At 69.0% G+C, this 25,522-nt stretch carries 20 protein-coding genes; 7 read left to right on the top strand and 13 right to left on the bottom strand.

Annotation, left to right across the window (positions count from 1 at the left end; genetic code table 11):
* Positions 1-97: 97 nt before the first annotated feature.
* The 5 genes from pgm to R3I40_RS08730 all read right to left on the bottom strand — a co-directional run bounded on the left by pgm (position 98) and on the right by R3I40_RS08730 (position 5,685).
* Positions 98-1,735 (bottom strand): phosphoglucomutase (alpha-D-glucose-1,6-bisphosphate-dependent), encoded by a 1,638-nt coding sequence (gene pgm, locus R3I40_RS08750; RefSeq protein WP_239374885.1) that lies wholly within the window; start codon positions 1,733-1,735, stop codon positions 98-100.
* Between the two features lie 134 nt (positions 1,736-1,869).
* Positions 1,870-2,820, bottom strand: a complete 951-nt coding sequence (locus R3I40_RS08745; RefSeq protein WP_285262210.1) for a hypothetical protein — start codon at positions 2,818-2,820, stop codon at positions 1,870-1,872.
* 124 nt (positions 2,821-2,944) lie between these two features.
* Positions 2,945-3,979, bottom strand: a complete 1,035-nt coding sequence (locus R3I40_RS08740; RefSeq protein WP_183376450.1) for an inorganic phosphate transporter — start codon at positions 3,977-3,979, stop codon at positions 2,945-2,947.
* The gene (locus tag R3I40_RS08735) at positions 3,976-4,680 is read right to left on the bottom strand and encodes a DUF47 domain-containing protein (protein ID WP_183376452.1); all 705 of its coding nucleotides are present in this window, start codon (positions 4,678-4,680) and stop codon (positions 3,976-3,978) included. The genes R3I40_RS08740 and R3I40_RS08735 overlap by 4 nt, the downstream gene beginning before the upstream one ends.
* A 369-nt stretch (positions 4,681-5,049) precedes the next feature.
* Positions 5,050-5,685, bottom strand: a complete 636-nt coding sequence (locus R3I40_RS08730; protein ID WP_183376454.1) for a hypothetical protein — start codon at positions 5,683-5,685, stop codon at positions 5,050-5,052.
* A 192-nt stretch (positions 5,686-5,877) separates the two neighbouring features.
* Between R3I40_RS08730 and R3I40_RS08725 the strand changes: the two genes are divergently transcribed.
* Complete coding sequence (locus tag R3I40_RS08725; protein WP_285262211.1) at positions 5,878-6,474, top strand: DUF4126 domain-containing protein; 597 nt, start codon at positions 5,878-5,880, stop codon at positions 6,472-6,474.
* 25 nt (positions 6,475-6,499) lie between these two features.
* Here R3I40_RS08725 and betT read toward each other — a convergent pair whose 3' ends face one another.
* The 3 genes from betT to R3I40_RS08710 form a co-directional block, all read right to left on the bottom strand.
* On the bottom strand, positions 6,500-8,545 hold the full coding sequence (gene betT, locus R3I40_RS08720) for a choline BCCT transporter BetT (RefSeq protein ID WP_285262212.1): 2,046 nt from the start codon (positions 8,543-8,545) through the stop codon (positions 6,500-6,502).
* A 3-nt stretch (positions 8,546-8,548) separates the two neighbouring features.
* On the bottom strand, positions 8,549-10,351 hold the full coding sequence (betA, locus tag R3I40_RS08715) for a choline dehydrogenase (RefSeq protein WP_183376465.1): 1,803 nt from the start codon (positions 10,349-10,351) through the stop codon (positions 8,549-8,551).
* A gap of 86 nt (positions 10,352-10,437) precedes the next feature.
* Positions 10,438-12,024, bottom strand: coding sequence for an aldehyde dehydrogenase family protein (locus R3I40_RS08710; RefSeq protein ID WP_285262213.1), 1,587 nt, complete (start codon positions 12,022-12,024; stop codon positions 10,438-10,440).
* Between the two features lie 318 nt (positions 12,025-12,342).
* Between R3I40_RS08710 and R3I40_RS08705 the strand changes: the two genes are divergently transcribed.
* Positions 12,343-12,996 (top strand): TetR/AcrR family transcriptional regulator, encoded by a 654-nt coding sequence (locus R3I40_RS08705; RefSeq protein ID WP_259923309.1) that lies wholly within the window; start codon positions 12,343-12,345, stop codon positions 12,994-12,996.
* Between the two features lie 156 nt (positions 12,997-13,152).
* Here the strand turns inward: R3I40_RS08705 and R3I40_RS08700 are convergent, their stop codons facing one another.
* Positions 13,153-13,986 (bottom strand): putative endonuclease domain-containing protein, encoded by an 834-nt coding sequence (locus R3I40_RS08700; RefSeq protein ID WP_285262214.1) that lies wholly within the window; start codon positions 13,984-13,986, stop codon positions 13,153-13,155.
* Positions 13,987-14,354: 368 nt separating this feature from the next.
* Positions 14,355-16,448, bottom strand: a complete 2,094-nt coding sequence (locus tag R3I40_RS08695; protein ID WP_285262215.1) for a M3 family metallopeptidase — start codon at positions 16,446-16,448, stop codon at positions 14,355-14,357.
* A gap of 165 nt (positions 16,449-16,613) precedes the next feature.
* On the opposite strand from R3I40_RS08695, the gene R3I40_RS08690 reads away from it, so the two are divergent.
* From R3I40_RS08690 to R3I40_RS08675, 4 genes are all read left to right on the top strand, one after another.
* Entirely contained in the window at positions 16,614-17,825 is a 1,212-nt protein-coding gene (locus tag R3I40_RS08690) for a pyridoxal phosphate-dependent aminotransferase (RefSeq protein ID WP_285262216.1), read from the top strand.
* A 122-nt stretch (positions 17,826-17,947) separates the two neighbouring features.
* The gene (locus R3I40_RS08685; RefSeq protein WP_285262217.1) at positions 17,948-18,736 is read left to right on the top strand and encodes a basic amino acid ABC transporter substrate-binding protein; all 789 of its coding nucleotides are present in this window, start codon (positions 17,948-17,950) and stop codon (positions 18,734-18,736) included.
* 61 nt (positions 18,737-18,797) lie between these two features.
* On the top strand, positions 18,798-19,592 hold the full coding sequence (locus R3I40_RS08680) for an amino acid ABC transporter permease (RefSeq protein WP_285262218.1): 795 nt from the start codon (positions 18,798-18,800) through the stop codon (positions 19,590-19,592).
* Entirely contained in the window at positions 19,589-20,374 is a 786-nt protein-coding gene (locus R3I40_RS08675) for an amino acid ABC transporter ATP-binding protein (RefSeq protein ID WP_221187287.1), read from the top strand. The genes R3I40_RS08680 and R3I40_RS08675 overlap by 4 nt, the downstream gene beginning before the upstream one ends.
* Positions 20,375-20,425: 51 nt before the next feature.
* Here the strand turns inward: R3I40_RS08675 and R3I40_RS08670 are convergent, their stop codons facing one another.
* The 3 genes from R3I40_RS08670 to R3I40_RS08660 all read right to left on the bottom strand — a co-directional run bounded on the left by R3I40_RS08670 (position 20,426) and on the right by R3I40_RS08660 (position 23,260).
* On the bottom strand, positions 20,426-21,934 hold the full coding sequence (locus R3I40_RS08670; RefSeq protein ID WP_396349468.1) for an FAD-dependent oxidoreductase: 1,509 nt from the start codon (positions 21,932-21,934) through the stop codon (positions 20,426-20,428).
* 289 nt (positions 21,935-22,223) lie between these two features.
* Complete coding sequence (locus R3I40_RS08665; protein ID WP_183376483.1) at positions 22,224-22,907, bottom strand: AIM24 family protein; 684 nt, start codon at positions 22,905-22,907, stop codon at positions 22,224-22,226.
* 128 nt (positions 22,908-23,035) lie between these two features.
* Positions 23,036-23,260 (bottom strand): heavy-metal-associated domain-containing protein, encoded by a 225-nt coding sequence (locus tag R3I40_RS08660; protein WP_183376485.1) that lies wholly within the window; start codon positions 23,258-23,260, stop codon positions 23,036-23,038.
* A gap of 204 nt (positions 23,261-23,464) precedes the next feature.
* Here R3I40_RS08660 and R3I40_RS08655 point away from each other — a divergent pair, with 204 nt between their 5' ends.
* A complete protein-coding gene (locus R3I40_RS08655) occupies positions 23,465-25,483 on the top strand; it encodes a serine/threonine-protein kinase (RefSeq protein WP_285262220.1) in 2,019 nt (672 codons plus the stop codon).
* Positions 25,484-25,522 lie beyond the last annotated feature (39 nt).

Genomic DNA, 25,522 nt, shown 5'->3' with positions numbered 1-25,522 from the left:
GCTCCAGCCTAGGGGCTGGGCTCGGACATGTCACGGGGTGATGGTCTCGACCGTGCCTCAGGACACCGCCACCGGCGGCACCCGTCGGCCCCTCCGGTCAGCCCTTCAGCGCCCGATCCACCACGTCCTGCGCCGCGGCCTGCACCTGCTGCAGGTGCTCCTCGCCGCGGAACGACTCGGCGTAGATCTTGTAGATGTCCTCCGTGCCCGACGGGCGCGCAGCGAACCACGCCGACTCGGTCAGCACCTTCACGCCGCCGATCGGGCCGCCCGCCGGAGCCTCAGTCAGCACCGTCTCCACCGGCTCACCCGCCACCTCGGTCGCGGTCACGTCATCCGGCGACAGCTTCTTCAGCTTCGCCTTCGCTTCGCGGTCCGCCGGCGCCGACAGGCGACCGTAGGCCGTCTCACCGAACTCCTGAACGAGCCCCAGGTAGTGCTGATGCGGGTTCCTGCCCGTCACCGCGGTGATCTCCGACGCCAGCAGCGCCATGATGATCCCGTCCTTGTCGGTGGTCCACACGGAGCCGTCGCGCCGCAGGAACGACGCGCCCGCGCTCTCCTCACCGCCGAAGCCGACGGACGCTTCCAGCAGCCCGGGCACGAACCATTTGAAGCCCACCGGAGTCTCCCGCACCTGACGGCCCAGGCGGCCGCCCACCCGGTCGATCAGCGAGCTGGACACCAGGGTCTTCCCGATCGCCGCCTCCGCCGGCCAGTCCGGTCGGTTCGAGAACAGATAGTCGATCGACACCGCCAGGTAGTGGTTCGGGTTCATCAGCCCGCCGTCCGGGGTGACGATGCCGTGCCGATCCGAATCGGCGTCGTTGCCGGTGGCGATGTCGAACTGGTCCTTCTTCTCCAGCAGCGACGCCATCGCCTGCGGGCTGGAGCAGTCCATCCGGATGATGCCGTCCGCATCCAGGGTCATGAAGCCCCACTGCGGATCCACCTGCGGGTTCACCACCGTCAGATCCAGATCGTGCATCTCCGCGATCTGCGCCCAGTAGTCCACCGCGGCGCCGCCCAGCGGATCCGCGCCGATCCGCACCCCAGCACGGCGGATCGCCTCGATGTCCACCACGTTCGGCAGGTCCTGCACATAGTGGAACAGGTAGTCGTGCTTCTGCGCTGTGTGCAGCGCCTGCGCACGCTGCATCCGCTTCACGTCCTTCAGACCGCCCGCGATGAGCTCATTGGCGCGGTCCTGGATCCAGCTGGTGGCATCCGTGTCCGCGGGGCCGCCGTGCGGAGGGTTGTACTTGAAGCCGCCGTCCCGCGGAGGGTTGTGGCTCGGGGTGATGACGATCCCGTCGGCCCTCGAAGGATCGCTCGCACCCTTGCCGCGGTTGTGGGTGAGAATCGCGTGCGACACCGCAGGGGTGGGGGTGTAGGTGCCGAGCGCATCGATCAGCGCGGTCACACCGTTGCCGCCCAGCACCTCCAGAGCCGTATCGAACGCCGGCTGGCTGAGGGCGTGCGTATCTCGACCCACGTACACCGGGCCGCGGATGCCCTGCTGGGCGCGGTACTCCACGATCGCCTGTGTGGTCGCGGCGATGTGGTCCTCGTTGAAGGCCGTATCGAACGAACTTCCGCGATGCCCGGAGGTTCCGAAGGCGACCCGCTGATCGGGGTTCTCCGGGTCGGGGTGCTGGTCGAAGTAGGCGTCGATGAGGGCTTCGACATCGATGAGGTCGCCTGCTTCGGCGACCCTGCCGGCGCGAGGATGCATTCCACTCTCCCTAGAACGTCAGTGCTCCCTACGGTACCCACCGCCGACGCCCGACGGTGAGCAGGGTGCACGGTATGAGACGGCCCGGCCCGGTCCCCGAGCAGGGAACCCGATCGGGCCGACGGATGCTGTGATCAGGCAGCGGCCTTCGAGCGGCCGGCGGCGCGCACGATCATCACGATGATGCCGGCGATCAGCAGGCCCACACCCAGCAGGCCCACACCGATCGCACCGAGCAGGAGGCCACCGGCCCCCATGAACGAGCCGATGCCCACCGGGCCGATCACCATGATCGGCTCCGTGACGCCGGAGCAGGTGACCGTCATGGAGGACCCGTCCACGGAGAAGAACGCCTGCTTCGCGGTGGAGTACTCCACGCCGCCGACCTCGCCGATCGTCTCCGTGTTCGAATCGGTCTGCGGGGCGATATCGTTCCCGTCCTGGTCAACAGCGGTGCAGGATGCGGTGGAGAGGTCCTTGGTGGCCACCGCCGGCATCACCACAGCCATGCCGTCGGTTGTGACCGTGTAGGAGCTCTCGCCGCCGGACACGGCCGAGCCGTTCACCGTGTCACCGGCGAACTGGTCCGCTATGGAGCCGATCGAGTTGCCGAACATCACGAGCGACACGATGAACATGGCGATGCTCGCCAGCGTCAGCACACCGCCGATGATCGTCAGGATGATGCCCACCGGCTTCTGCTTCTTGCGCGGGCCGCCCGGGCCGCCCGTCGGCAGGCCGGTCGGGCCCATGCGGTGGTCGGGGTGCGCCGGAGCGTACTGGCCGAACGGCGAGGTGGAGTTCTGTCCGAACTGCGAGGCGGACGACTGGCCGAAGCCGTGGGCCGACGACCCGGCGCCGCTCGCCGGCGCCGAGGACCCGAACTGGGACGCGGACGACTGGCCGAACTGGTGATCCATCGAGCCGGAGAAACCGTCGAACCCCTCACCGGAGGCCGACGGGTGCGATGCCGACCCGGAGAAGTCCGGCTCACCACCGTTCGCCGACGGCTGGGACGGGCCGGGCAGGCCGAAGGAAGGACGGCGGGACTCGTCGTCCTGGGGGCCGAACTGGTTGCTGGACATGGGCTTCTCCTCAGACAGCGGAACGGGATGCGCAGGCCGCTCACCGGCCGCGCGAACACCGCGAGTCTAGGTGATGCCGACGGCGCCGGCCGTCCTCCGAAAGTAGGGTGAGCGGTCCGCTGGTTCAGACCAACGGTGCCACCAGGCCGGCCCCCAGCAGCGCCGCCAGGAAGCAGAACCCGGGGGTCAGCACCCAGAACGCCGCAATCCGCATGAACAGGCCCCAGTTCACCTGGCGCCTCGACACCGCCATCGCACTTCCCGCGATCGACGACGTGATGGTCTGCGAACTCGACACCGGCACCTGCATACCGAACGCCACCACGTACAGTACGAGCGCCGTGGACGTCTCCGCTGCCAGCCCCTGCGGGGTCGACAGGTCAGTCAGGCGCCGCCCCAGTGTGCGGATGATGCGCTTGGCTCCGGCCAGCGTTCCCAGGGCGAGGAACAACGGCACCGCCACCATCACCAGCAGCGGGACGCGCATCTCCCCGTCTGCCACCACATGATCGATCGGGGTGCCGCCGTGCGCCGCCAGCGCCACCAGGATGATCCCCATCGGCAGGCGGCCGTTGTTGATGCCGTGGCCCAGCGCCACGGTCGACGCTGACAGGGTCTGCAGCAGTCGCAGATGGCGGGTGCGGCCGATCTCCCGGCTGGTGAAGGACGCGAGGACGTGCGTCAGCGCGAAGGACAGGGCCATGCCCATCACCGGTGCGAGCAGCAGAGGCGCCACGAAGAGCGCCACCGCCAGTGCATCAACGCTGCGATGGCCGGTGGCGACCATGGCGCCGAGCAGGCCGCCGAAGATCGCATGCCAGGACGACGACGGGATCCCCGCCAGCCACGTGATCACGTTCCACAGGATCGACACCAGCACTGCCGAAGCCAGTACCAGCCCGAAGTGCGGGCCCGCGTTCTCCATGAACGCGGGCAGGCCGGCTATCGACACCAGCGTGGTGTCCACGGTGATGAGGAATGCGACCCCGAGAACCGCGCCGAGGCCGTTGAGGACCGCGGCGATCCGCAGAGCGGTGTGCTCCGGAAGGTTCTTCGTGACGATCGTGGTGGACATGGCGTTCGGGGCGTCGTGGAAGCCGTTCATCCACGCCATCGCGAGCGCACTCGCAATGACGACCCCGAGCATGCCGAGGGTCACGAATCCTTCACCCTCAGCAGGTCGACGGTCTGGGCCACTGCCTGGTGGGCGTGAGCGATCTCCTCCATCGCCGCAATGATCTCCCGCGTGCGCAGAACCCCCAACAGGTCCGGTGTTTCCATGGTGGATGTCGACACGCTGCCCACGTTCGGGGCGCCCTGCGCGGCACGGGCCCCCGCCTGTTCGTTCTCCGGCGGCGAGGGGCGCAGCAGATCAGTCAGGGCACGGCGCAGCAGCTCCTGCACGTGGGTGTCCATGCGGCGCATCTCGTCGTAGAACGTGGACAGCGCCGCCACATCGGACATCTCCCAGGTGGCCTCCACGGTGTGCCCGGCGGCGCGCTCCAGCACCGTCGCCGCATCGAGCAGGCGCGGCGGCAGCGACCCCATGCCGAGGCGCACGGTCAGGTCTGCGGTGCGATGGATCTGCGCCGCCACGTTCGACATCCGGTGCGACAGCTCGTGCAGGACCTCCGCTTCGAACGGAGTGATGAGGGAGACCGCGAGGATGTTCGCGATGCGGCGGGTCACCTTCGCGGCGTCCGCGGCGCCCTTCTCGATCGGTCGGATCAGGGCGGGCCGCTCCGAGGGGGCCTCACCGAACGCCCGCGACAGGGCCTCGCTGCTGACCACGAGGATCTGGGAGAGATCGCCGAAGAGGTCGTAGATCGATTTCTGGTGCTTCGGCGCGAACAGACGCATGGAATGTCCAGTCTGCAGTCGGGGCGATGCGGCGCCGCCGGCCACTGCTTCGTGGTGCACGCGCGATGGCGGGGCTCGGCGGAGTGATCGGCGGTCGGGGAGGATGACGTTGACGCGTCGGGCCGGGAGCGCCTGTCGGCGCGAAGGCCGCTCGAAGCGGCAGAGGTTGGAGCCCGGGGCTGCCGCGACCCGACGCGATTCCACTGTACAACAGGCCCATCGCGTGGGCCCAGCCCGGTCCCAATTCTGCGCAACGGCGTTGTGCCAGGTCAGAGGATTTCTTGGGCGGGCAGTGGAGTTACATGTCGGTAACGTTCAGGTGATGGTCAGATGACCGGCCGTGACGTCAACGGAAAACGTGGTCTCTGCTCAGAAGAGGGAGCCGCCGGCCGCTGCCCGGCCGGCCGCCTCCAGGTCCTCGCCCAGACGGTGCAGACGGTCCGCCTGCATCGTGATGCGGCCCGCGCCGTCGGCTGAGGGGTCGTCGGCCCCGGAGCCCGGTGCGTCCGCGAGGTGCGCTGTTCCGTAGGCCGAGAGCATCGCGACCGCGGAGGCCCGCAGCAGCGCCATCGACAGGTCGCCGGTGAACGCGCCGCGCAGGATCTCGTCCAGAGTGCGGCGCATATCGTCCAGGTCCGGCGGGTTCGCGATGCCGGAGCGGTAGCGCAGCCCCGGAGCGGACTGCGTCCCGATCTGGTAGCGCCGCCGCACCTCCGCCGTCTGCTGCTGCACCCACGTGTGCAGCACGTACAGCCGCCACAGCGCACCCGGCAGTGACACCGCCGGCGCGCCCGACCACAGCGCCGCCATGTCGTCCAGGCCTTCGCTCTCGGCGAGGCGGAGGATCCGCTCCACGGCCGACGGGTCCACGGTGCCGCGGGTTTCGCGCAGCAGAGCAGCCGCCGAATCGTGCGCGATCTGGTCCTTCAGAGCGGGATCCGTGCCGCCCTCGATCTGTTCCTGCTGGGCGGGGGTGAGCGATGCGGGTCTGCGGAACTGTGCCATGCCGCCACACTACGCCCCGGGGCCCGGGCTCACTAGGGCCGGCGGGCCCCGTCGGCTGGCGTCGAACGGCGGAGCCCGTCGGTCCTCCGGGGAGGGCGGACCCCGTCGGCCCGGCCCCGCGCCCCTCCCACCGCGTGGCTACACTGAACGCGAATCGCTCCACGACGAAAGCGAGGCGCCATGGAAGCGCTGATGATGACCCTCAGCTCCGGTGCCGTCAGCGGTATCCGCCCCTACCTGATGCTGTTCATGCTCGGCATCGCCGACCGGTTCTTCCAGGTCGGCGTGGTCCCGGACGTCATGGGCCGCACTGATGTCCTCGTCATCACCGGGATCCTGCTCGTGGTGGACTTCCTCGCCGACAAGGTCGCGTTCCTCGACTCCGTGTGGGACGCCATCCACACCGTGGTGCGCCCCATCGCCGGCGGCGCGATCGGCTTCCTGCTGGGCGGGGAGACCGACACCGCCAACGCCGTTGTCCTCGCGGCCGTCGGCGCGTTCTCCGCGCTGAGCGTCCACGCCGCGAAGGCCGGCACCCGCGCCGTCGTCAACGCCTCCCCGGAGCCGGTGTCGAACGTACTGGTCAGCACCGGTGAGGACATCGCCGCTGTGGTTCTCGCCCTCCTCGCGGTCCTGCTGCCGATCCTCGCCGGCGCGGTCGCGGTCATCGTGATCATCGGGGCGATCGCGGGTGCGTTCCTGCTGTTCCGCACCGCCCGACGGATCCGCGAACGCTTCCGCGGCAGCGAAGCCCCCGCGGCGCGCACCGCCGAAGCGCGCATGCGCTGACGGTGCGCGCCTCGCGGCCGCAGGGTCAGGCCTGGACGTCGGCCTCCGGCTTGATGAACGTGCCGGACCACCAGGTGAAGTGATTGAGGATGTCGTGCGCGATGTCCTCCTCGCTCCACCCCATGACGTTGTAGACACCGCCACCGGGCACCAGTGTCTCCACCTCGTAGGTGGTGTCATCCGCTTCGATCATGCCGCGGCCGTAGGTCGGTGCGCGCATCTCACGGATCTGCACCCGGTATTCGAAGTGCTCATAGCCCTCCTCCGCCGCCGGCACCAGCAGGGTGACGGCCTTGACCACGGACTCCAGGCGGATCTCCTCATGGTTGATCGCGACGTCCACGCCGTGGCCCTGGAGCTCGCCGCGGACCTCCTCCATGGCGGGGATGACCCGGGCGGAGAGCTCGGCTTCGGCTTGGCGCTGGGAGACGGACCCGAACTGCCGCGCCAGGCGGCGCTTCCAGGACCCGCCCGTGCTGTTGCGGTCCTGCGCAGCGATGCGCCCGACCACCGCTCCGCGCACGGAGCGCTGGTAGGCGAGGCTGGTGCGCTCCTCCTCGCTGAGCGCCCGGTGCAGGCCCAGCATCACCAGCACCATGACGATCGCGAACGGCACACCCATCACCACGGTCGCGTACTGCAGCGCGGTGATGCCGCCGACGATCAGCATCGCGATCGTGATGACGCCGGTGGCCGCGGCCCAGAAGATCCGCAGCCACGGCTTCGCGTCCGCCTCCGCGTGGGGAAGCTCGGAGCACAGGTTCGCCATCACCAGGGCGCCGGAGTCGGCACTGGTGACGTAGAACAGCAGACCCACGAACGTCGCCACTGCGATCACGGCCGGTGCCAGCGGCACCTGGCTGAGCAGTTCGAAGAACCCGGACTCGGGTGAATCGGCGGCGGCCTGACCGAACGCGGTGTCGCCGTCGGTGATGCGCTTGATGGTGGCGTTGCCGAACACCGTCACCCACATGAGGATGTAGGAGAACGGGATCAGCAGGGTGCCGATCACGAACTGGCGGATGGTGCGGCCGCGGGAGATGCGTGCGAGGAACATGCCGACGAAGCTCGCCCACGCCACCCACCAGGCCCAGAAGAACAGGGTCCAGGAGTTCATCCAGAGGGCGTCGTAGTCGTACGCCATCGTGTTGAGGGTGAGGCCGGGGAACATGGACACGAAGTCGCCCACGTTCATCACCGCGGCGCGCAGCAGGTACGTGGTGTGGCCGGTGACCAGCACCCAGCCGGCGAGGACGAGCGCCAGCGCCACGTTCAGCTGCGACAGGATGCGGATGCCCTTGTCCACACCGGTCGTCGCCGAGATCGTCGCCATCGCGACCGCGAGGACCACCAGGCCCACCTGCACCGGCACCCCCTGTTCGAACCCGAACAGGACCCCGAGGCCCACGTTCAGCATCACCACGCCGATGCCGAGCGAGGTGGCGACGCCGAAGATGGTGCCCAGCACCGTCGCGATGTCGGCGGCGTGGCCGACTGCGCCGTGGATCCGTCGGCCCACCAAAGGGTAGAGGGCGGAGCGGACCGCGAGCGGGAGGCCGCGGCGGTGCGCGAAGTAGCCGAGCGCGATGCCCATCAGCGCGTACATGCCCCAGCCGGTGACGCCGTAGTGGAACAGCGGCCACACGACCGCTTCGCGCGCCGCCTGCACGGTCCCCGGCTCGCCGCTGGGCGGGCTCAGGAACTGGGTGGCGGGCTCGGCGACGGCGAAGAACATGACGTCGGTGCCGATGCCGGCGGCGAACAGCATGGACGCCCACGCGAACGTGGAGAACTCCGGCCGGTCGGTGTCCTGGCCGAGGCGGACCCGGCCGAAGCGGATCGCCAGGTAGATGACGAACGCGAGGACCGCGGTGGCCAGCGCGATGTACGCCCAGCCCACCCAGTCGCCGATCACTTCGACCGCGGCGCCGAGGACGCCCTCGGCGTTGGCGGGGGCGAGCAGCGCCCACCCGGACACCACCACGGTGAACACGGCGGCGACTCCGAACACGAGCCATTTCGGGCGCGGTTCGTTCACCACCGGAAGGTCAGAGGTGTAGGTGCGGGCCATGGCTCAGCGCTCCTCAGCGCCGGCACCGGTGTTGGCGAAGCCGCGGCGGGCGAGTCCGTCGAAGTCCTGTGCGGCCATCGCCTCGAGCGCGGTCGGCACACCGTCCTTCGCGTTCCAGGCGTCGTTGCGGGGGTCGCCCTCCGGGTAGAGGGGCATCCCGGCGTTCGCGCGGTACACCGGAGGGTTCTCGGGGGTGAGCATCGTATTGCCGGCGATCGCGTCGGCGGCCTTCTCTGCAACCATCATGACGGGAGCATAGATGTTGCCGTTGGTGACCGACGGGAACACGGACGCATCCACCACGCGCAGACCCTCGGTGCCGTGCACCTTCATGGAGTGCGGGTCCACCACGGCCATGTCGTCCACGCCCATCTTCGCGGAGCACGAGGGGTGCAGTGCGGTTTCGGCGTCGCGCGCCACCCAGTCGATGATCTCCTCGTCCGTCTCCACGTCCGGTCCCGGGGAGATCTCGCCGCCGCTGAAGGCATCGAACGCGGGCTGCGACAGGATGTGCCGCGCCGCGCGGATCACCTCGACCCATTCGCGGCGGTCGTTCTCGGTGGAGAGGTAGTTGAACAGGATCGACGGGTGCTGGCGCGGGTCGCTGCTGGTGATGTGGAGGCGGCCGCGCACATCGGAGTTCATGGGGCCGATGTGCACCTGGTAGCCGTGGTCGTGACCGCCGCCGGAGCCGTCGTAGCGGACCGCGAGCGGCAGGAAGTGGAACATCAGGTTCGGGTACTTGACCTCATCGTTCGTGCGGATGAAGCCGCCGGCCTCGAAGTGGTTGGTGGCGGCGGGGCCCTGGCGGTTGAACAGCCAGTCGGCGCCGATGAACGGGGCGCGCCACTTCTCCAGCGCCGGCATCATCGACACCGGCTGGGTGGAGGCGTGCTGCAGGTACACCTCGAGGTGGTCCTGCAGGTTCTCACCCACACCGGGCAGGTCGATGCGGGGCGTGACGCCGGCCTTCTTCAGCACCTCCGGGTCGCCGACTCCGGCGAGCTCCAGCAGCTGCGGGGTGTTGAACGCGCCGCCGCACAGGATCACCTCACCGGCGGTGACCGTGTGACTGGAGCGGCCGCGGGTGTACTGGACGCCGGTGACGCGGTTGCCCTGCCAGATCAGGTCGGTGACGAACGCGAGCGTGGTGATGTCGAGGTTCCTGCGGCCCCGGATCGGCCACAGGTAGGCGCGGGAGGCGGACCAGCGGCGGCCGTTGTTGACGTTGCGGTCGAACTTGGCGAAGCCCTCCTGGCGGTAGCCGTTGACGTCATCCGTCGGCGCGTAGCCGGCCTGCTGGGTGGCTTCGAAGAACGCCTGGAAGAGCGGGCTGTCGGCGGGGCCGCGTTCGAGGATGAGGGGGCCGGAGCCGCCGCGCCACGCATCGGCGCCGGCGCGGGTGGTCTCCATGCGCTTGAAGTACGGCAGGCAGTGGGCGAAGTCCCAGTGCTCCATGCCCTCGTTCTCGGCCCACTTCTCGTAGTCGCCGGGGTTGCCGCGCTGGAAGATCATGCCGTTGATGGAGGAGGAGCCTCCGAGGACCTTGCCGCGGGTGTGGGAGACGCGGCGGCCGCCCATATGGGGTTCGGGGTCGGTCTGGTACCGCCAGTCGTACAGGGGGTTGCCCGAGGGGTACATGAGCGCGGCGGGCATGTGCACGAACGGGTCGAACACGAAGTCGCGGCGGCCCGCTTCGAGGACGAGCACGCTGGTCTCGGGGTCGGCGGAGAGCCGGTTGGCGAGGACGGATCCGGCGGATCCGCCGCCGACGATCACGTAGTCGTAGTGGGTGCGGTTGGACATGCGGGTCTCCTTCAGTCGTGGGGGCGCCGGGTCGGCGCGAAGGGCAGGGGGGCGACGGGTTCGGGGCGTCCGTCGGCCCTGACAGGTCAGCAGCTGGTGTTCGGCATGACGGACGGGGTGTCGCCGTCGGCGAACCAGTTCGCGCGGGCGGGGGAGGTGTTGTGCCAGATGTGCTTGATCTCCTGGTACTCCTCCAGGCCCACGCGGCCGAGTTCGCGGCCGAAGCCGGACTGCTTGAAGCCGCCCCACTCGGCCTGCGGGACGTACGGGTGGAAGTCGTTGATCCAGACCGTGCCGTGGCGCAGACGCTTCGCGACCCGCTCGGCGCGGCCGGCGTTCTTCGTCCAGACAGCGCCGGCGAGCCCGTAGATCGTGTCGTTGGCGATGCGCAGCGCCGCCTTCTCCTTCTCCTCGTCGCTGTCGCCGGTGAACGTCTCGATGGTGACGATGGGGCCGAAGGACTCCTCCTGCACGGCGGCCATCTCGGTGGTGCAGTCATCCAGGGCGGTGGGCAGGTAGAAGCAGCCCTTCGCGAGGTCGGTCGAGCCCTGCGTGCCGGTGGCGCGCTGCCCGCCGACGAGCAGGGTCGCGCCCTCCGCCACGGCGCTGTCCACGAACGCGGCGACCTTCTGCAGGTGCTCCTCGCTGATGAGCGCACCGGTTTCGGCGTTCTCGTCATAGATGCCGCCCAGCTGGATGTTCTTGGTGCGGCGCACCAGCTCCTCCACCACCTGATCGTGCACGGACTCCTCGACGATGAGGCGGGATCCGGCGGAGCACACCTGGCCGGAGTCGAGGAAGATCGCGGTGAGGGCGTTGTCGATGGCGGCATCGAGATCGGCGTCGGCGAAGATGATGTTCGGGTTCTTCCCGCCCAGTTCCAGCGCCACCTTCTTCACGGTCGTCGCCGCGTTGGCCATCAGCAGGCGCCCCGTCTCCACACCGCCGGTGAAGGAGACGAGGTCGATGTCCTCGTGGGTGGACAGCGGCGCACCCGCGTGGGCGCCCCGGCCGGTGATGAGGTTGCCGACCCCGTCGGGCAGGCCCGCTTCCTTCAGCGCGTCCATCAGCCACATCGCCGACTGCGGGGTCAGCTCAGCGGGCTTGAGGACGAACGTGTTGCCGGCCGCGATTGCGGGCGCGATCTTCCACGCGGTCTGCAGCAGCGGGAAGTTCCACGGGGTGATCAGGGCGCACACGCCGACCGCTTCGGTGACGGTGCGCGAGGAGATCGTGGGGTCACCGGTGTCGATGGTGCGGCCGGATTCCTGCCCGGCGATCTGCGCGAAATGGCGGAACACGCCGACGATGTCGTCCATGTCGCCCAGCGACTCCACGTAGCGCTTGCCGGTGTCCTCCGCCTCCATGCGCGCCACCTCGCGGCGGTCGCGTTCGAGGAGGTCGGCGAGGCGGTTCAGGATCTGCGCCTTCTCCTGGAAGGGGACGAACTGCCAGTCGGTGTCGTCGAAAGTGCGGCGGGCGGCGGCGATCGCCTTCTCGGTGTCGGCCGGGTCGGCTTCGGACACGGTGAGCACATGGCGGCCGTCGGCGGGGCAGGTGATGTCCCGGGTGGCGCCGGAGGCGGCGGGCAGCCACTGGCCGGCGATGAAGAGGCTGGCGGGGGCGCCGTCGGCGGTGGTGCGGTGGTCATGGGATGTCGGGGTGAGGGCCAAGGCGTTCTCCTTCGTCGATGGCGGGGCGATGGGGATGGCGGCGGACGATCGTGCGTGGGCTGGTGGAGGCGCGGGCCGACGGGGCAGTGGTCAGAGGGGGTGCTGGGCGAATCGGCGCGGGTCGGAGCGGTCGGTGGTCACGGGTCGCTGCGGAAGCGTCATCGACAGCACGATAACGCTCGCTATACCTGCCGGCAATAATGTGCGTTATAGGTGTGAGGTCTGTGACCCAGCGGCGCCCCACCCTTGGACCGACCTGCGGCCTGGACGGCGTACAGTTGCCTCGACACCGTCGGCCGCCCACCCCAAGGAGGACCTGTGGCCGCCACTCGATCGACGCAGCAGTCCCCAGACCCCGCCGAGGGCCGCACGCGCACCGCCAAACCCGTCCGCGAACGCCTCCTCGACGCAGCCGACGCGGTCCTGTTCGTCGACGGGGTCCCGTCGGCCCCCGTGGACCGCATCCTCAAGCACGCCGGCGCCTCCCCGCCGAGCCTCTACACCCATTTCGGCAACAAAGAGGGCCTGCTGGTCGCGGCGCTGAAGCGTCGGCTCGACGTCTGGCGCGAGGAATGGACCGCCGCCATCGCCGACGCCGCCGACGACGAAGAGCGCCTCCTCTGCCTCTGGAGCGCGACCCGCACCTACCAGCGGGTGCGGCTCACCGAACGATGGTGCGCATTCAGCGGCACCGCCGCCTCCATCGACGATCCGACGCCTGAACTCCAGGCCGTCCTCGACGAGGAGACCGCCATGCTCTACGACCGCACGTACGAGCACGCGCTGCCGCTCGTCGGCCACGACACCGAAGCCGCGCGGCAACTCAGCGAACAGCTGGTCGTGGTGTACCTCGGGTCGCTGGCGCTGATGCTCCGCCGCGAATACGAGGTAGCCCTCACCGCGGGGGAGCGGACAGCTCGAACCCTGGTGCGCGCCTTCGGTTCAGCCCACGGCGCGCAGTCGTCGCGCTAGGCCGCGACCGCTCGCCGCGTGGTGGACGATCCTTCGTCCCTTTCGGGGATATTCGACTGGGAAATCCCGCATGCGCAGACGGATCGAACGTGCCGCGGCGGAGCGCGAAGCATCGCTGCGAAGAGAGGGTGCTCGGTACCGCGGAGAACGGGCCACTCAGCGCCGCCATCCCTGCCGCCGCAGCTCCTCCGCCACGACCGTCACCGCCGGGCACGTGGCGAGCCGACGCATCACGCTCTCATCGCTCTCCCCGGGGATCGGCCGCGGCAGATCATCGCGGAACAGGTGGAGATCGATCAGCCCGAGCCCGCGCAGGCGGATCGTCCGACGCTGCCCCCGCTGAGCCGCATCCCCCTCGAAGTGCACCGCACCGTCGTACTCCACGACGACGCCGAACTTACGGAACGTGAAATCGGTCTGCGCCACCACTGACCCATCGTCGGCAAGGTGCCGAGCGTTCAGCTCCGGTTCCGGCAGCCTGCCGAACCGGAAGGCGAGCCGGCAGCGCGTCTCCGCTGGTGAGTCTGCACCGACCCGAGCGAAGGACAGGATCTTCCGGCCGCGTTTCGCCCCCGCGCGGCCCCGGCACCGCCGCAGCAGATGCTCGAGGGACTCCCGAGTGGCATAGGGCCGGGTCCGCCGCTCGAACTGCTCGCGCGGGATGCGCAGCAGATGATCTGCCTGCGCCACCGCCCAGTCCAGTGGCAGTGAGCGCGTCAGATCGAACCAGGTGCGCGACCGAGACGTCACCCGAAGGATATAGCGGTGCTTCTCGTCGTTCGGCACCCAGCCGCCGTATCCGCGGGTCCCATCGACGTGCACCACATCATCATCATCCAGACCTCCGTAGTGCCACGTGATCAGCTCGGTGCTGCGCATGCGTCGCCCCGGCGGCGCCATCAGATGGATCGGCATCCCCGGCCGCCACGCGTCCCGGCTGTGCTCCATCGGCATGCCCCACAGACGCCCTGCCGAATCGTGCGACACCACGGCCCCCGGGATACTGCCGACACAGCGCCGCATCCAGGAGATATTCACTGATCTGCGTGCGCGACCATGCGTAGAGTCCGCGACCCACCCGTTGAAAGTCATTGCACCGCAGGCGGTCGCGGCTCACCCCCAGGGCGAGCGCCTCACCCACGAGGAATACGCCATGCCGAAGGCGCTGCGGAGAATCGTCTCGAACCATGCGCCCCAGCGTTACCTCCCCTCCCGCGCAGGTGAACCGGCGCGGGGTGATTGGGGACAAGTGGTCGGCGCTAGGCGCGGCTCCCACGCCGGGGCCCGATCCGTCTGCAGTTTCGGGAAAGATCGGCGGAAAAATCCCGAACGTGCAGACGGATCGGTGCTTGGGCGGCTCAGGCGAGGCCGCGGCGCTTCAGCAGCGGCTCGATCCGCGCCTCACGACCCGTCATCGCACGGAACGCCTCCGGGATCGGAGCGCTGCCGCCGATCGCAAGGATGTGGCGACCGAACGCGTCACCGCAGCGACGGATCGCCTCCAGCTGCGTGTCAGCGTCGTCGTCACCGCGGGCCCCGTCGGCCCCGGCGCCGTTCTCGCCGTACCAGGCGACCGTGTCCGCATCGAAGACCTCTGCCCACAGGTACGAGTAGTACCCCGACTCGTAGCCGCCGGAGAACGAATGGTTGAGGTAGCTGGTGCGGTAGCGCGACTCCACCAGCGGATGCATCAGCCCCGCATCGGTCAGCGCGTCGTTCTCGAACGCGACCGGGTCCTCGACCGGCTGCGCATCCCGCGACGCCGGCAAGCGGTGCCAGCGCCAGTCGAGCACGGCGGCGCGCAGGTACTCCACGGTGCCGAAGCCCTCGCCCCACTGTTCCGCGGCCTGCATCTTGTCGATCAGCTCCTGCGGCACCACCTGTCCCGTGTCGATGTGGCGGGCGTAGTTCGGCAGGATCGCCGGGTGGTAGATCCACATCTCGTTGACCTGCGACGGGTACTCCACGATGTCCCGCTCCACCGACGTGCCGGACACCTCCGCGTAGTCCACGTCCGAGAGGAGGCCGTGCAGGGCGTGCCCGAACTCGTGGAAGAGCGTGCGGACGTTGTCCTGCGTGACGTACGCGGGGGCGCCCTCAGCCGGGGGAACGATGTTGAGGTTGTTGACGATGACGGGGCTCGTGCCGCTCTTCTTCGACTGGTTGACCAGGGGGTTCATCCAGGCGCCGCCGCGCTTGGTGGGGCGGGTGAAGAAGTCGCCGAGGAACAGGCCGATGCCCTCCCCATCGGCTGAGAAGACCTCCCAGATCCGCACCTCCGGGTGGTAGCCGACGAGGTCCTCGCGCTCGCGGAAGGATATGCCGTACACCATGTGCGCGGCGTAGAACACGCCGTCCTCCAGGACCCGGTCGAGGGTGAAGTAGGGGCGCAGCTCCTCCGGGTCCACCGCGAACTCCTCGGTGGAGATGAGATCGGAGTAGTACGACCAGTCCCACGGCTTGAGCTCGTCGATGCCGTCCTGCTTCGCGCGGTCGGCGATCTTCGCCGCTTCGCGGTCGGCGTTCCTCATCGCCGGCGCGACCGTCTTCTCGAACAGGCCCTCCACGGCCTCGGGGGTGCGGGCGGTGCGGTCCGCGACGGCGAGGGAGGCGAAGTCCTCGAAGCCGAGCATCGCGGCCTTCTTCGCGCGCATCGCCGCGATCTCAGCGGCGAGCTGCCAGTTCGAATCGCCGCGCTCCACGGACGCGACGTGCAGCATTTCGCGGACCTCACGGTTCTCCAGGTCCGCGAGCAGCGGCTGCATGGTGGGGAACTGCAGGGTGAGCATCCAGCCCTCATCGTGCCCGGCCGCCTGGGCGTCGGCACGGGCGGCGTCCTTCTGCTGCTGGGAGAGGCCGGCGAGCTCCTCCTCGGCGTGGATGAGCACGCCGCCGTCGTTCATGTCCTCGGTGACCTGCTGGCTGAAGCGGGTCTGGGCGTCCGCGATCCGCATGTTGAGGTCGGCGAGTTCGGCGCGGTCCTCGTCGCTGAGGGCGGCGCCGCTCAGGGTGAAGCGCAGGTGCAGCTTCTCCAGGATCCGCAGCTGTTCGGCGGTGAGGTCGAGCTGGTCGCGGCGGGAGTGCAGGTCATCGAGGCGGCGGAAGACCGCCGGGTTGAGGACCATGTCGTTGTCGAGTTCGGTGAGGGCGGAGACGATGTCTCCCTCCACGGCGAGGCGCTCCTCGGTGCCGTCGGAACCGGCGATGTTGAAGTAGGTGATGGCGGCGCGCTCCAGCATCGCCGATGGCGAGATCAGCACCTCCACCGTGTTCTCGAAGGTGGGCTCGTCGGTGGCGTCGGCGATGCGGGCGAACGCCGCGCGGGCCTCCGCCACGCCCTCCTGGACGGCGGGCAGGTAGTGCTCGTCGCGGATGGCGGAGAAGTCGGGGAGGTTGTAGGGGAGCGTGGACGGCTCGGCGAACGGGTTCGCGGCGGTGGGGTTCTCAGTCATGGGCCCAGGCTATAGAGATGGGTGCGGGCCCGTGGGGCCTTTGACCAAGTCGTGACCGTCGGCGGATCGGCCGGCCGGGGGGCGGCGAGGGCGCGGCGGGTACCGCGGGGTAGGGGCCGACGGGCGCCGAGGAATCCGTCGGCCCCCGACGCTTACACTGGGGCGATGATGCTCAAGCAGTCCTCGAAGCTCCGGAACGTCTCCTACGATGTGCGCGGTCCCGTGCTCGAAGAGGCGGCGCGGATGGAGGCGGAGGGCCACCGCATCCTCAAGCTCAACATCGGCAATCCCGCCCCGTTCGGGTTCGAAGCGCCGGATGAGATCCTGGTCGACTTCATCAAGCAGCTGCCCACCGCGCAGGGGTACAGCGAGTCGAAGGGGATCCCGTCGGCCCGCCGTGCGGTCGCTCAGTACTACCAGAAGCAGGGCCTGTCGGACGTCTCCATCGAGGACGTGTACCTCGGCAACGGCGTCAGCGAACTGATCCAGCTGCTCGCGCAGGCGCTCGTGGACAACGGCGACGAGGTCCTCGTGCCGATGCCGGACTACCCCCTGTGGACCGCCTCGGTCACCCTCGCCGGCGGGAAGGCCGTCCACTACGAGCTCGACGAGGACGACTCCTGGTTCCCGAACGTGGAGGACATCGCCGCCAAGGTCACCGACCGCACGAAGGCGATCGTGGTGATCAACCCGAACAACCCCACCGGCGCGGTGTACCCGAAGGAGCGCCTCGAGCAGATCGCGGAGGTCGCCCGCGAGCACGACCTGCTGATCCTGTCCGATGAGATCTACGACAAGATCCTCTACGACGACGCCGAGCACCACACCATGGCGTCCATCGCCCCGGACCTGCTCACCATCACCTTCAACGGCCTGTCCAAGGCGTACCGGGTGGCCGGCTTCCGCGCCGGCTGGATGATGCTGTACGGCCCGAAGGACCACGCCGCCGACTTCATCGAGGGCCTCACGATCCTCTCCAACATGCGACTGTGCGCGAACGTCCCCGCGCAGCATGTGATCGCGACCGCGCTCGGCGGGTACCAGACCATCGACGACCTGGTGCTGCCCGGCGGTCGCCTCCGCGAGCAGCGCGATGTCGCCTACGAGGGCCTGATGGAGATCCCCGGAGTGAGCGTGAACAAGCCGGCCGGGGCGCTGTACATGTTCCCGCGTCTGGACCTCGAGCAGTACCCCGTGGAGGATGACGAGCAGCTCGCGTACGCGCTGCTGCGGGAGAAGAAGATCCTCGTCACCCAGGGAACGGGCTTCAACTATCCGCGCCCTGACCACTTCCGTCTGGTGACGCTGCCGGATGCGGACACGATCACGAACGCGCTGGACCGCATCGGCGACTTCCTCGCCGGCATCCGCCGCTGACGGCACCTGTCGGCCCTCGAGTCCGAGAAGTCGGACGCAAATGTGATCAGTAGGGCTTGGGTCACCCAGAAGTCGACGGGTCGGACTGTGGCGGAGGCCACTTCCGCTGTACTCTTCGGGGCATGAAGATTCGCACCCTTGCATCCCTGACCGCCGCTTCGGCTCTCCTGCTCACCGCCTGTGGCGGCAGCGGAGGCGGCGGTGACAACCCCGACGGCATCGACCTCGTCCAGGACGGCACCCTGACCGTCTGCGGCGAAGCCCCGTACGAGCCCTTCGAAATGGAGGACAAGAGCGCCCCCAGCGGCTACACCGGCTTCGATGTGGAGATCACCGAACAGGTCGCCAAGAAGATGGGCCTCAAGTACGTCTACAAGGACACCGCGTTCGACTCCCTGCAGTCCGGTCTCGCCCTCAACTCCGGTGAATGCGACCTCGGCGCCTCCGCCATGACCATCACCGAGGACCGCAAGAAGAACCTCCTGTTCACCGACGGCTACTACGACTCCAAGCAGTCCCTGCTCGTCGCCGAGGGCTCCGACATCAAGACCAAGGATGACCTCAAGGGCAAGACCGTCGGCATTCAGACCGGCTCCACCGGCGAGATCTACGCCAAGGAGAACCTCGACGGCGCCGAGCTGAAGAGCTTCCCCGGTGACGCCGAACTGTGGCAGGCCATCCAGGCCGGCCAGGTCGACGCCGTCCTCCAGGACCTCCCCGTCAACATCCCCCACACCAAGGACGGCAAGTTCGCCATCGTGGAGGAGTACGACACGGGTGAGCAGTACGGATTCGCAGCGAAGAAGGGCAACGACAAGCTGATCGAGGAGTTCAACAAGGAGCTCAAGGCCATGCGCGAAGACGGCTCCTACGACAAGCTCTACGACAAGTACTTCTCCACCGACAAATGATCCGGGCGCGGGCCGCTGAATCGGCGGCCCGCTCCTCTTCCCCCTTGACGAAAGCCATCCCGTGACCCGTACCCAACGCAGGCGGGCGATCCACTGGTCGCTCTACGCCCTGTTCATTCTCCTCGTCATCGCCGCGATCGCACTCGCCGACTGGCCCGCCATCGCCGACAACTTCTTCCTGCTCGACGGCATCGCCGAAACCTGGCCCACCATGCTGCTGATCGGCGCGAAGAACACGATCCTCTACACGATCATCTCCTTCACCGGCGGGTTCGTCCTCGCCCTCGTCCTGGTGCTGATGAAGCTCGCACCGGTGGCGCCGTTCCGCTGGCTCGCCACCGCCTACATCGAGCTGTTCCGCGGTCTGCCCGCCCTGATCGTCATCCTGTTCATGGCGTTCGGTGTGCCGATCGCGTTCGGGTGGCGCGCCCCCGGCGGTCCCGTCGGCGCGGGCCTGCTCGCCCTGATGATGGTGGCCGCCGCGTACCTCGCGGAGACGCTGCGCGCCGGCATCGAAGCGGTCCCGCCGGGCCAGATCGAAGCGGCCCGCTCCCTGGGCATGTCCCCGGCGCAGACGATGGTGCAGGTGACGCTGCCGCAGGCGCTGCGGATCGTGCTGCCGCCGCTGACGAACGAGCTGGTCATCCTGATCAAGGACACGTCCCTGCTGTTCGTGATCGGCATCGCCGCGAGCGAGAAGGAGCTCACCATCTTCGCCCGCGACATGATGAGCTCCGGCCCCACCGCCGGCACCGCCACGTCCCTGACGATGGCCGCCGTGTTCTACCTGGCCATCACACTGCCGCTGACCCGCATCGTGTCGCGCATGGAGAGGAAGCGAGGCGGATCCCGATGAGCCGCACGAACACCCACAAGCCCCTGCATCCCACGCAGGAGATGGACCCCGTTGCGCCGGCGATCGAGGTGCGGGGCCTGCACAAGTCGTTCGGTGACAAGAAGGTGCTCACCGGCATCGACTTCCATGTGGACCACGGACAGGTGGTGTGCGTGATCGGCCCGTCCGGGTCCGGCAAGTCCACGCTGCTGCGCTGCGTGAACCGCCTGGAGGAGCCGACGAGCGGCCAGGTCCTCATCGAGGGCATCGACATCACCGACCCGGAGACGGAGTTGGACCGTGTCCGCTCCCGCATCGGCATGGTGTTCCAGGGCTTCAACCTGTTCAGCCACCTGGACGTGATGGAGAACCTGGTCCTGGCGCAGCGGAAGGTACTGGGCCGCTCCAAGGAAGACGCGCGCAAGGTCGCGCAGGCGAACCTGGACCGTGTGGGTCTGGGGGAGCGCGGCCAGGCGATGCCGAGCCAGCTGTCCGGTGGTCAGCAGCAGCGCGTCGCGATTGCGCGGGCGCTCTCGATGGAGCCGGACATGATGCTGTTCGACGAGCCGACCTCCGCGCTCGACCCGGAGCTCGTCGGCGATGTTCTCGGGGTGATGCGGGAGCTCGCCGCCGAGGGCATGACCATGATGGTGGTGACGCACGAGATGGGCTTCGCCCGCGAGGTGGGCGACAAGCTGGTCTTCATGGCCGACGGGGTCATCGTTGAGGAGGGCGACCCCGCGACCGTGCTGGCCGATCCGCAGCACAAGCGGACGAAGGACTTCCTCTCCCGCGTGCTCTGACGGTCCGGCCGGCCCGCTGCGGGAAACAGCGGCGGCAGCGCCGGGTCGGGATCAGGCGCTGGCGTCGGCCTTCTTCTCGCGGGACACCCGGACCATCTCGTCGCGGTCCACGACCTTCACGGACGGGCGGGCGTTGCCGTCGGCGTCCTGTTCGGCGGCGCCGAGCGCGACCTCGTGGTCGTGCAGCTGCATCCAGCCGTCCCAGTCGGTGTACTCGATACCGCGGTCCTCGAGCATCCGCACCACGGATTCAGCGGAGCGGTCGGCGCACGGGGTGAGGGCGCCGGACTCGATGTCCTCCAGCATGTGGGTGACGGTCTCGAGGGCGTCGGACTTGGTGGCGCCGATGAGGCCGACGGGTCCGCGCTTGATCCACCCGTTCGCGTACAGGCCGGACTGCACAGCACCCTCAGCGTCGGTGACGCGGCCGCCGGTGTTGTGGATGACGCCGCGGTCGGCGTTGTAGGGGACGTCGGCGAGTTCGGAGCCGAAGTAGCCGACAGCGCGGTACACCTGGCCGAGTTCGTAGTCCACGTACTCGCCGGTGCCGATCAGCTGCTCATGCTCGTCGAACGCGGTGCGCTCGAAGCGCATCCCGGTGACGTGGCCGGTGGGCTGGCCGTCCTCGTCCTTCTCGCCGGAGCCGAGGACCTCAACGGGGCGGTGCCAGAAGTGCATGTGCAGGCGGACCTTGACCTCGCCGCCGTGGGCATCCGTCGGCTGTTCGCCGCTCTCTTCGCGCTTCTGCTGGTCGGCCAGCCAGCCCTCGAAGGTGCGGACGATCTGGTCCGTGCGCTTGTCGGCGCGGATCTTCTCCCACTCGGCGTCGGTGATCTGCTCCATGTCGCGCGGGTCCATGACGACCTGCACGCCCTTCGGGTGGGCGAGTTCGCGCGCCTCCAGCGGGGTGAACTTGGTCTGGGCGGGGCCGCGGCGGCCGAACACGTGGACGTCGGTGATCTTCGAATCCTGCTTGCCGAGGTACACGTTGGCGGGGATTTCGGTCTTGAGGAGTTCGTCGCCGCTCTTGGAGAGCATGCGGGCCACGTCGAGGGCCACGTTGCCGTTGCCGATGACGCCGACGGATTCGTGGTCGAGCGGCCAGGTGCGCGGGTAGTCGGGGTTGCCGTCGTACCAGGCGACGAAGTCGGCGGCGCCGTAGGAGCCGTCGAGGTCGATGCCGGGGATGTTCAGCTGGGCGTCCTTGAGGGCGCCGGTGGAGAACACGACGCCGTCGTAGTGCTCGCGGAGGTCCTCGAGGGTGATGTCGCGACCGAAGACCACGTTGCCGAAGAAGCGCATGTCGCCGCGACCGAGGATGCGGTGGAGGGCGCGGATGATCCCCTTGATGCGCGGGTGGTCGGGGGCGACGCCGTAGCGGATGAGGCCGAACGGTGCGGGCAGGGCGTCGAACAGATCGACCTCGACGGCGAGGCGGCCGCTGGTCACCTGTTCGCTGCGCATGAGCGTTTCGGCGGCGTACACGCCAGCGGGGCCGGCGCCGATCACGGCGAGGCGGAACGGGGTGGTCTCAAAGGTTTCGGTCACTGACTTCCTCATCGGTTGCGCAGGGTGGTGGGCCTGTTGTGGTGTGCGCGGCGGGGCGCGAGGGGCGTCCACGGGGCGCGACGAGTTTTGACAAGGCCGCAGTTGCGTTAACTGTATCGCTCGGGCGGGCACTGCCCAATGAAAAGCGGGCCCCGTCGGCAGGACTTCACACAACCTCCCCGCGCAGGCCGACAGATTCTGGGCAGACCGAAGGGGCGCCGCGCGAGCGACGCCCCTTGCTCCACCGGGCCCGGTGCCAGCGGACCCGACGGGTGGACGGAGGGAGAGAGTCTGTGCGCCGTCAGCTGGTGGTGACGACGGGTGCGCCCTCAGACGGCTGCACGACCACGAAGCCGGGGCCGTGGAAGCCGAGCTGGAACGATTCGCCGGAGCCGCGGCCGATGAGGGAGCCCATCTTGAAGTCGTTCTTCACCTGCGGGGTGAGGTTCGCCGACCAGCACACGGCGGCCTGCGGATCCACGTAGGTGGGCTGCTGGGAGCAGTCGAGCAGGAGCGGAGGGCCGTCGGAGGTGACGGCGACCATGCCCTGGCCCTGCAGGAAGAGGTTGAAGAACCCGCCGGCGAAGAAGCCGGCGCCGGCGCTGCCGAGGGAGCGGATGTCCCACTCGATGGAGGAGTCGAACGCAAGCAGGCTCTTGGTGTTGAGGGTGATGGCGTCGCCCTCGAGCTGGATGAGGAACACGTGCTCGGCCTGGTTGGCGAAGAACACCTCGCCCTGGCCGCGCACGCGCATGATGTTGGCGCCTTCGCCGGTGGCCATCTTCTTCAGCAGCTTCATGCCGCCGCCGGAGCCCTGGTAGGCGAAGTCCATCTGGCCCTGGTACGCGACCATGGCGCCGGCGCGCGCGATGATCTCAGGGGACTGCGGGCCGAGGGCGCAGCGCAGCAGGCGGTCGGACTGGAGGGCCCAGCGTTCGTTGGTCTGGATCTCTTGGTTCTTCTGGTCGAAGATTGCTGATCGCATCGCATTCCTTCAGGTCGAGGGGCGGGGAGTCGTGGATCACGCTAATGGATCCCGCCTGCATGATCGACGGGGAACGAGGGGGAGCGGTCCCCACCGGCGCCACAGGCGGGGCCGGCGGTGCGGAGTCGTCAGTCGGCGATGAGGGTGTAGGCGTCGCCGGCTTCGCCGATGGCCTCGCGAAGAGCGTCGGCGGAGACGGGCTCAGCGGCGTCGAACGTGAGGGTCGATTCGCCGCCGACGTTCAGGTCGACGTTCACGTTGCTGACGCCGGTGATCTCGCTGACCTCGTCGGTGATGGCGGCGGCGCAGTGGCCGCAGGTGAGGCCGGTGACGGCGTAGGTCTGGGTGGTCATGGATCCTCCTCGGTTGGGAACAGCAACGCACCCATCGTATACCCCTCAGGGGTATGGGGGTGTTCAGCTCGCACAGAGCCGCGGGCTGTGCGGCGTCGGCAAGGAGGCGCCCTCGGTGTTGACGACCAGCGGATGAGGCCATGGGGAATTCTCCATACCCGAGGATGGGGGGCCGGTAGGCACCTGCTGGCTAGCATGGAGGGCATGTCGCCATCTTCCTCAGCGCTCAGCGAATCCGGGTACACGATCCTCCGCAAGATCGGGTCCGGCGGCATGGGCATCGTGTACCTCGCCGAAGACGGCGCCGGTAACGATGTCGCCCTCAAGCTGCTGCGCCCCGAGGTGGCGAGCGACGAGAACGCCCGCACACGCCTCCGCCGCGAGGTCGCGGCCCTGCAGCGGGTCAGCTCTGACCAGATCGCCCGCCCCCTGGACGCCGAACTCGACGGCGACGGCGCCTTCATCGTCACCGAGTTCATCCCCGGACCCACCCTGGACGAGGCGGTGCGCCGCCACGGCGCGCTCCACCTCGAAGTCGTCCGTGAGATCGGCGTGGTGCTCGGCGAGGCGCTTCAGGAGATCCACGCCGCCGGCATCATCCACCGCGACCTCAAGCCCTCGAACATCATGATCCGCGGCGCCCGCCCCTCCGAGCTCACGGAGTTCTCGGCCGACGGGTCCTGCATCGACCCCGTCATCATCGACTTCGGCATCGCGCAGGCGAGGGAGGACTCCCGCCTCACCTCCACCGGCCTCATGATGGGCACCGCCGCCTACCTCGACCCAGAAGTGGTCCGCACCAACGAGACCGGCCCCGAAGTGGACTGGTGGGCGTGGGCGGGCCTGATCGCATTCGCCGCGACCGGCCGCGACCCGTTCGGCTCCGGCCGCCCCGATGTGGTTTTTCTGCGCGCAGAGCGCGGCGAGGTCGACGTGGACGGTCTGCCCGCTCAGCTCGCTGACTGGCTGCGGGACGCCCTGCAGCCCCGCGTGCAGGACCGCCCCGATCCGGAGGATCTGATCCACCGCCTTGCCCGCCTCGACCTCGATCCGGCGACCGCGGTGGATGCCCCCGCGACGGGCGGCAGCTCCGCGCTCGGCGCTGCCGGCTCGCGCGATGCGCGGCCCGTGCATCCGACCGGTGAGCGGCCCCAGCGTCGGGACGAGCCCGCCGCGGATCCGATGGCCACGGCGCGGCTCGACGCTCTCGACGACTCGGCAGGCGATGCGGCCGCCGATGACGCTGGCGAGGTGGTTGACGAGGCGCCCCGCACCGAGGTGCTGCCTGCCTACGGCCACGAACAGCACCCCACGAAGGCCCTGCCGGTGGTGCCGCTCGAATCGCCCAGCGCGCCGTACGGTGCGAACGGCGGGGTGCCCCACGGCGGCCCCGTTCCGACCCAGCCGATCCACCACCAGCAGCAGCCCTACGCCCAGCAGGCCCAGGTCCAGCAGCCCTACGCCCAGCAGTCCCAGTTCCAGCAGGTGCAACCGGCTCAGCAGGTGGCGCCGGCCCCGGCGTACGCACCGCCGCAGAACCGGCCCATGGTCACGCCCGACCACCTGCAGCAGGGCTACGACCTGCAGCGCTACCCGAACCCGTCGGCCGCCCCGGGCGTGTACCCCCCGATGCTGCCGCCCCGCCGGCCGTGGCTCGTGTGGCTCGGCATTGTGCTGATGACAGCGCTCGGCGCCATCGCCCCCTTCACCGCCATCATCGTCTTCCTGCTGGTCAGCGCCTTGGCCCGCACGTGGCAGCGCACCTGGGAGTCCGGCGAACGGGCCCGTGCCCGCAGCGGCCGCAGCGGGGGAGCGGGCGCCGTGATGTTCGCGCTGCCCAGGTTCGCCGTCGCCCTGCTCGAATCGGTACTGCTGGCGATGTTCCCGTTCATCCTCGGGCTGGTCTTCGTGCTCGCGATCGACGCGGTCGCCTTCTACGGCTTCCATGCGCACCTGCCTCTGTCCTGGTACGGCGCGGGGATCGTCGGCTTCACGATCCTGCTGTGCTGGATCGGTCTGTCCAGCCGCCTCACCCGCAACGGCGCCCACCGCGTGGTCGATGCGGCCGCGCCCGACGGACTCTGGACGATGATCATGGCGTTCCTGCTGCTGGCGCTGCTGATCGCCGTGGGCGTCACCGTCCTGGCGCGCGGCGGCACCATCGACTACTTCCCGTTCACCGGCATGCCGACGTTCGACACCCTCGCCTTCTGGCGGCGCTGACCGCCGGACCGTGACGTCCGCCCGAAGGACTAGGAGGCC

Origin of the sequence: Helcobacillus massiliensis (genome assembly GCF_033106145.1) — a bacterium.
In the GTDB taxonomy this organism is placed as follows: domain Bacteria; phylum Actinomycetota; class Actinomycetes; order Actinomycetales; family Dermabacteraceae; genus Helcobacillus; species Helcobacillus massiliensis.
The sequence above is the reverse complement of the archived record's forward strand: the minus strand, read 5'-3'. Positions and strand labels throughout refer to the sequence as shown.

Coding starts and splice junctions, on each gene's coding strand:
- R3I40_RS08675 (WP_221187287.1), top strand. CDS start 19,589: ATGAGCCGCACGAACACCCACAAGCCCCTGCATCCCACGCAGGAGATG.
- R3I40_RS08685 (WP_285262217.1), top strand. CDS start 17,948: ATGAAGATTCGCACCCTTGCATCCCTGACCGCCGCTTCGGCTCTCCTG.
- R3I40_RS08695 (WP_285262215.1), bottom strand. CDS start 16,448: ATGACTGAGAACCCCACCGCCGCGAACCCGTTCGCCGAGCCGTCCACG.
- R3I40_RS08725 (WP_285262211.1), top strand. CDS start 5,878: ATGATGACCCTCAGCTCCGGTGCCGTCAGCGGTATCCGCCCCTACCTG.
- R3I40_RS08730 (WP_183376454.1), bottom strand. CDS start 5,685: ATGGCACAGTTCCGCAGACCCGCATCGCTCACCCCCGCCCAGCAGGAA.
- betA (WP_183376465.1), bottom strand. CDS start 10,351: ATGTCCAACCGCACCCACTACGACTACGTGATCGTCGGCGGCGGATCC.
- R3I40_RS08745 (WP_285262210.1), bottom strand. CDS start 2,820: ATGTCCAGCAACCAGTTCGGCCCCCAGGACGACGAGTCCCGCCGTCCT.
- R3I40_RS08690 (WP_285262216.1), top strand. CDS start 16,614: ATGATGCTCAAGCAGTCCTCGAAGCTCCGGAACGTCTCCTACGATGTG.
- R3I40_RS08660 (WP_183376485.1), bottom strand. CDS start 23,260: ATGACCACCCAGACCTACGCCGTCACCGGCCTCACCTGCGGCCACTGC.
- R3I40_RS08735 (WP_183376452.1), bottom strand. CDS start 4,680: ATGCGTCTGTTCGCGCCGAAGCACCAGAAATCGATCTACGACCTCTTC.
- R3I40_RS08665 (WP_183376483.1), bottom strand. CDS start 22,907: ATGCGATCAGCAATCTTCGACCAGAAGAACCAAGAGATCCAGACCAAC.
- pgm (WP_239374885.1), bottom strand. CDS start 1,735: ATGCATCCTCGCGCCGGCAGGGTCGCCGAAGCAGGCGACCTCATCGAT.
- R3I40_RS08655 (WP_285262220.1), top strand. CDS start 23,465: ATGTCGCCATCTTCCTCAGCGCTCAGCGAATCCGGGTACACGATCCTC.
- R3I40_RS08670 (WP_396349468.1), bottom strand. CDS start 21,934: ATGAGGAAGTCAGTGACCGAAACCTTTGAGACCACCCCGTTCCGCCTC.
- betT (WP_285262212.1), bottom strand. CDS start 8,545: ATGGCCCGCACCTACACCTCTGACCTTCCGGTGGTGAACGAACCGCGC.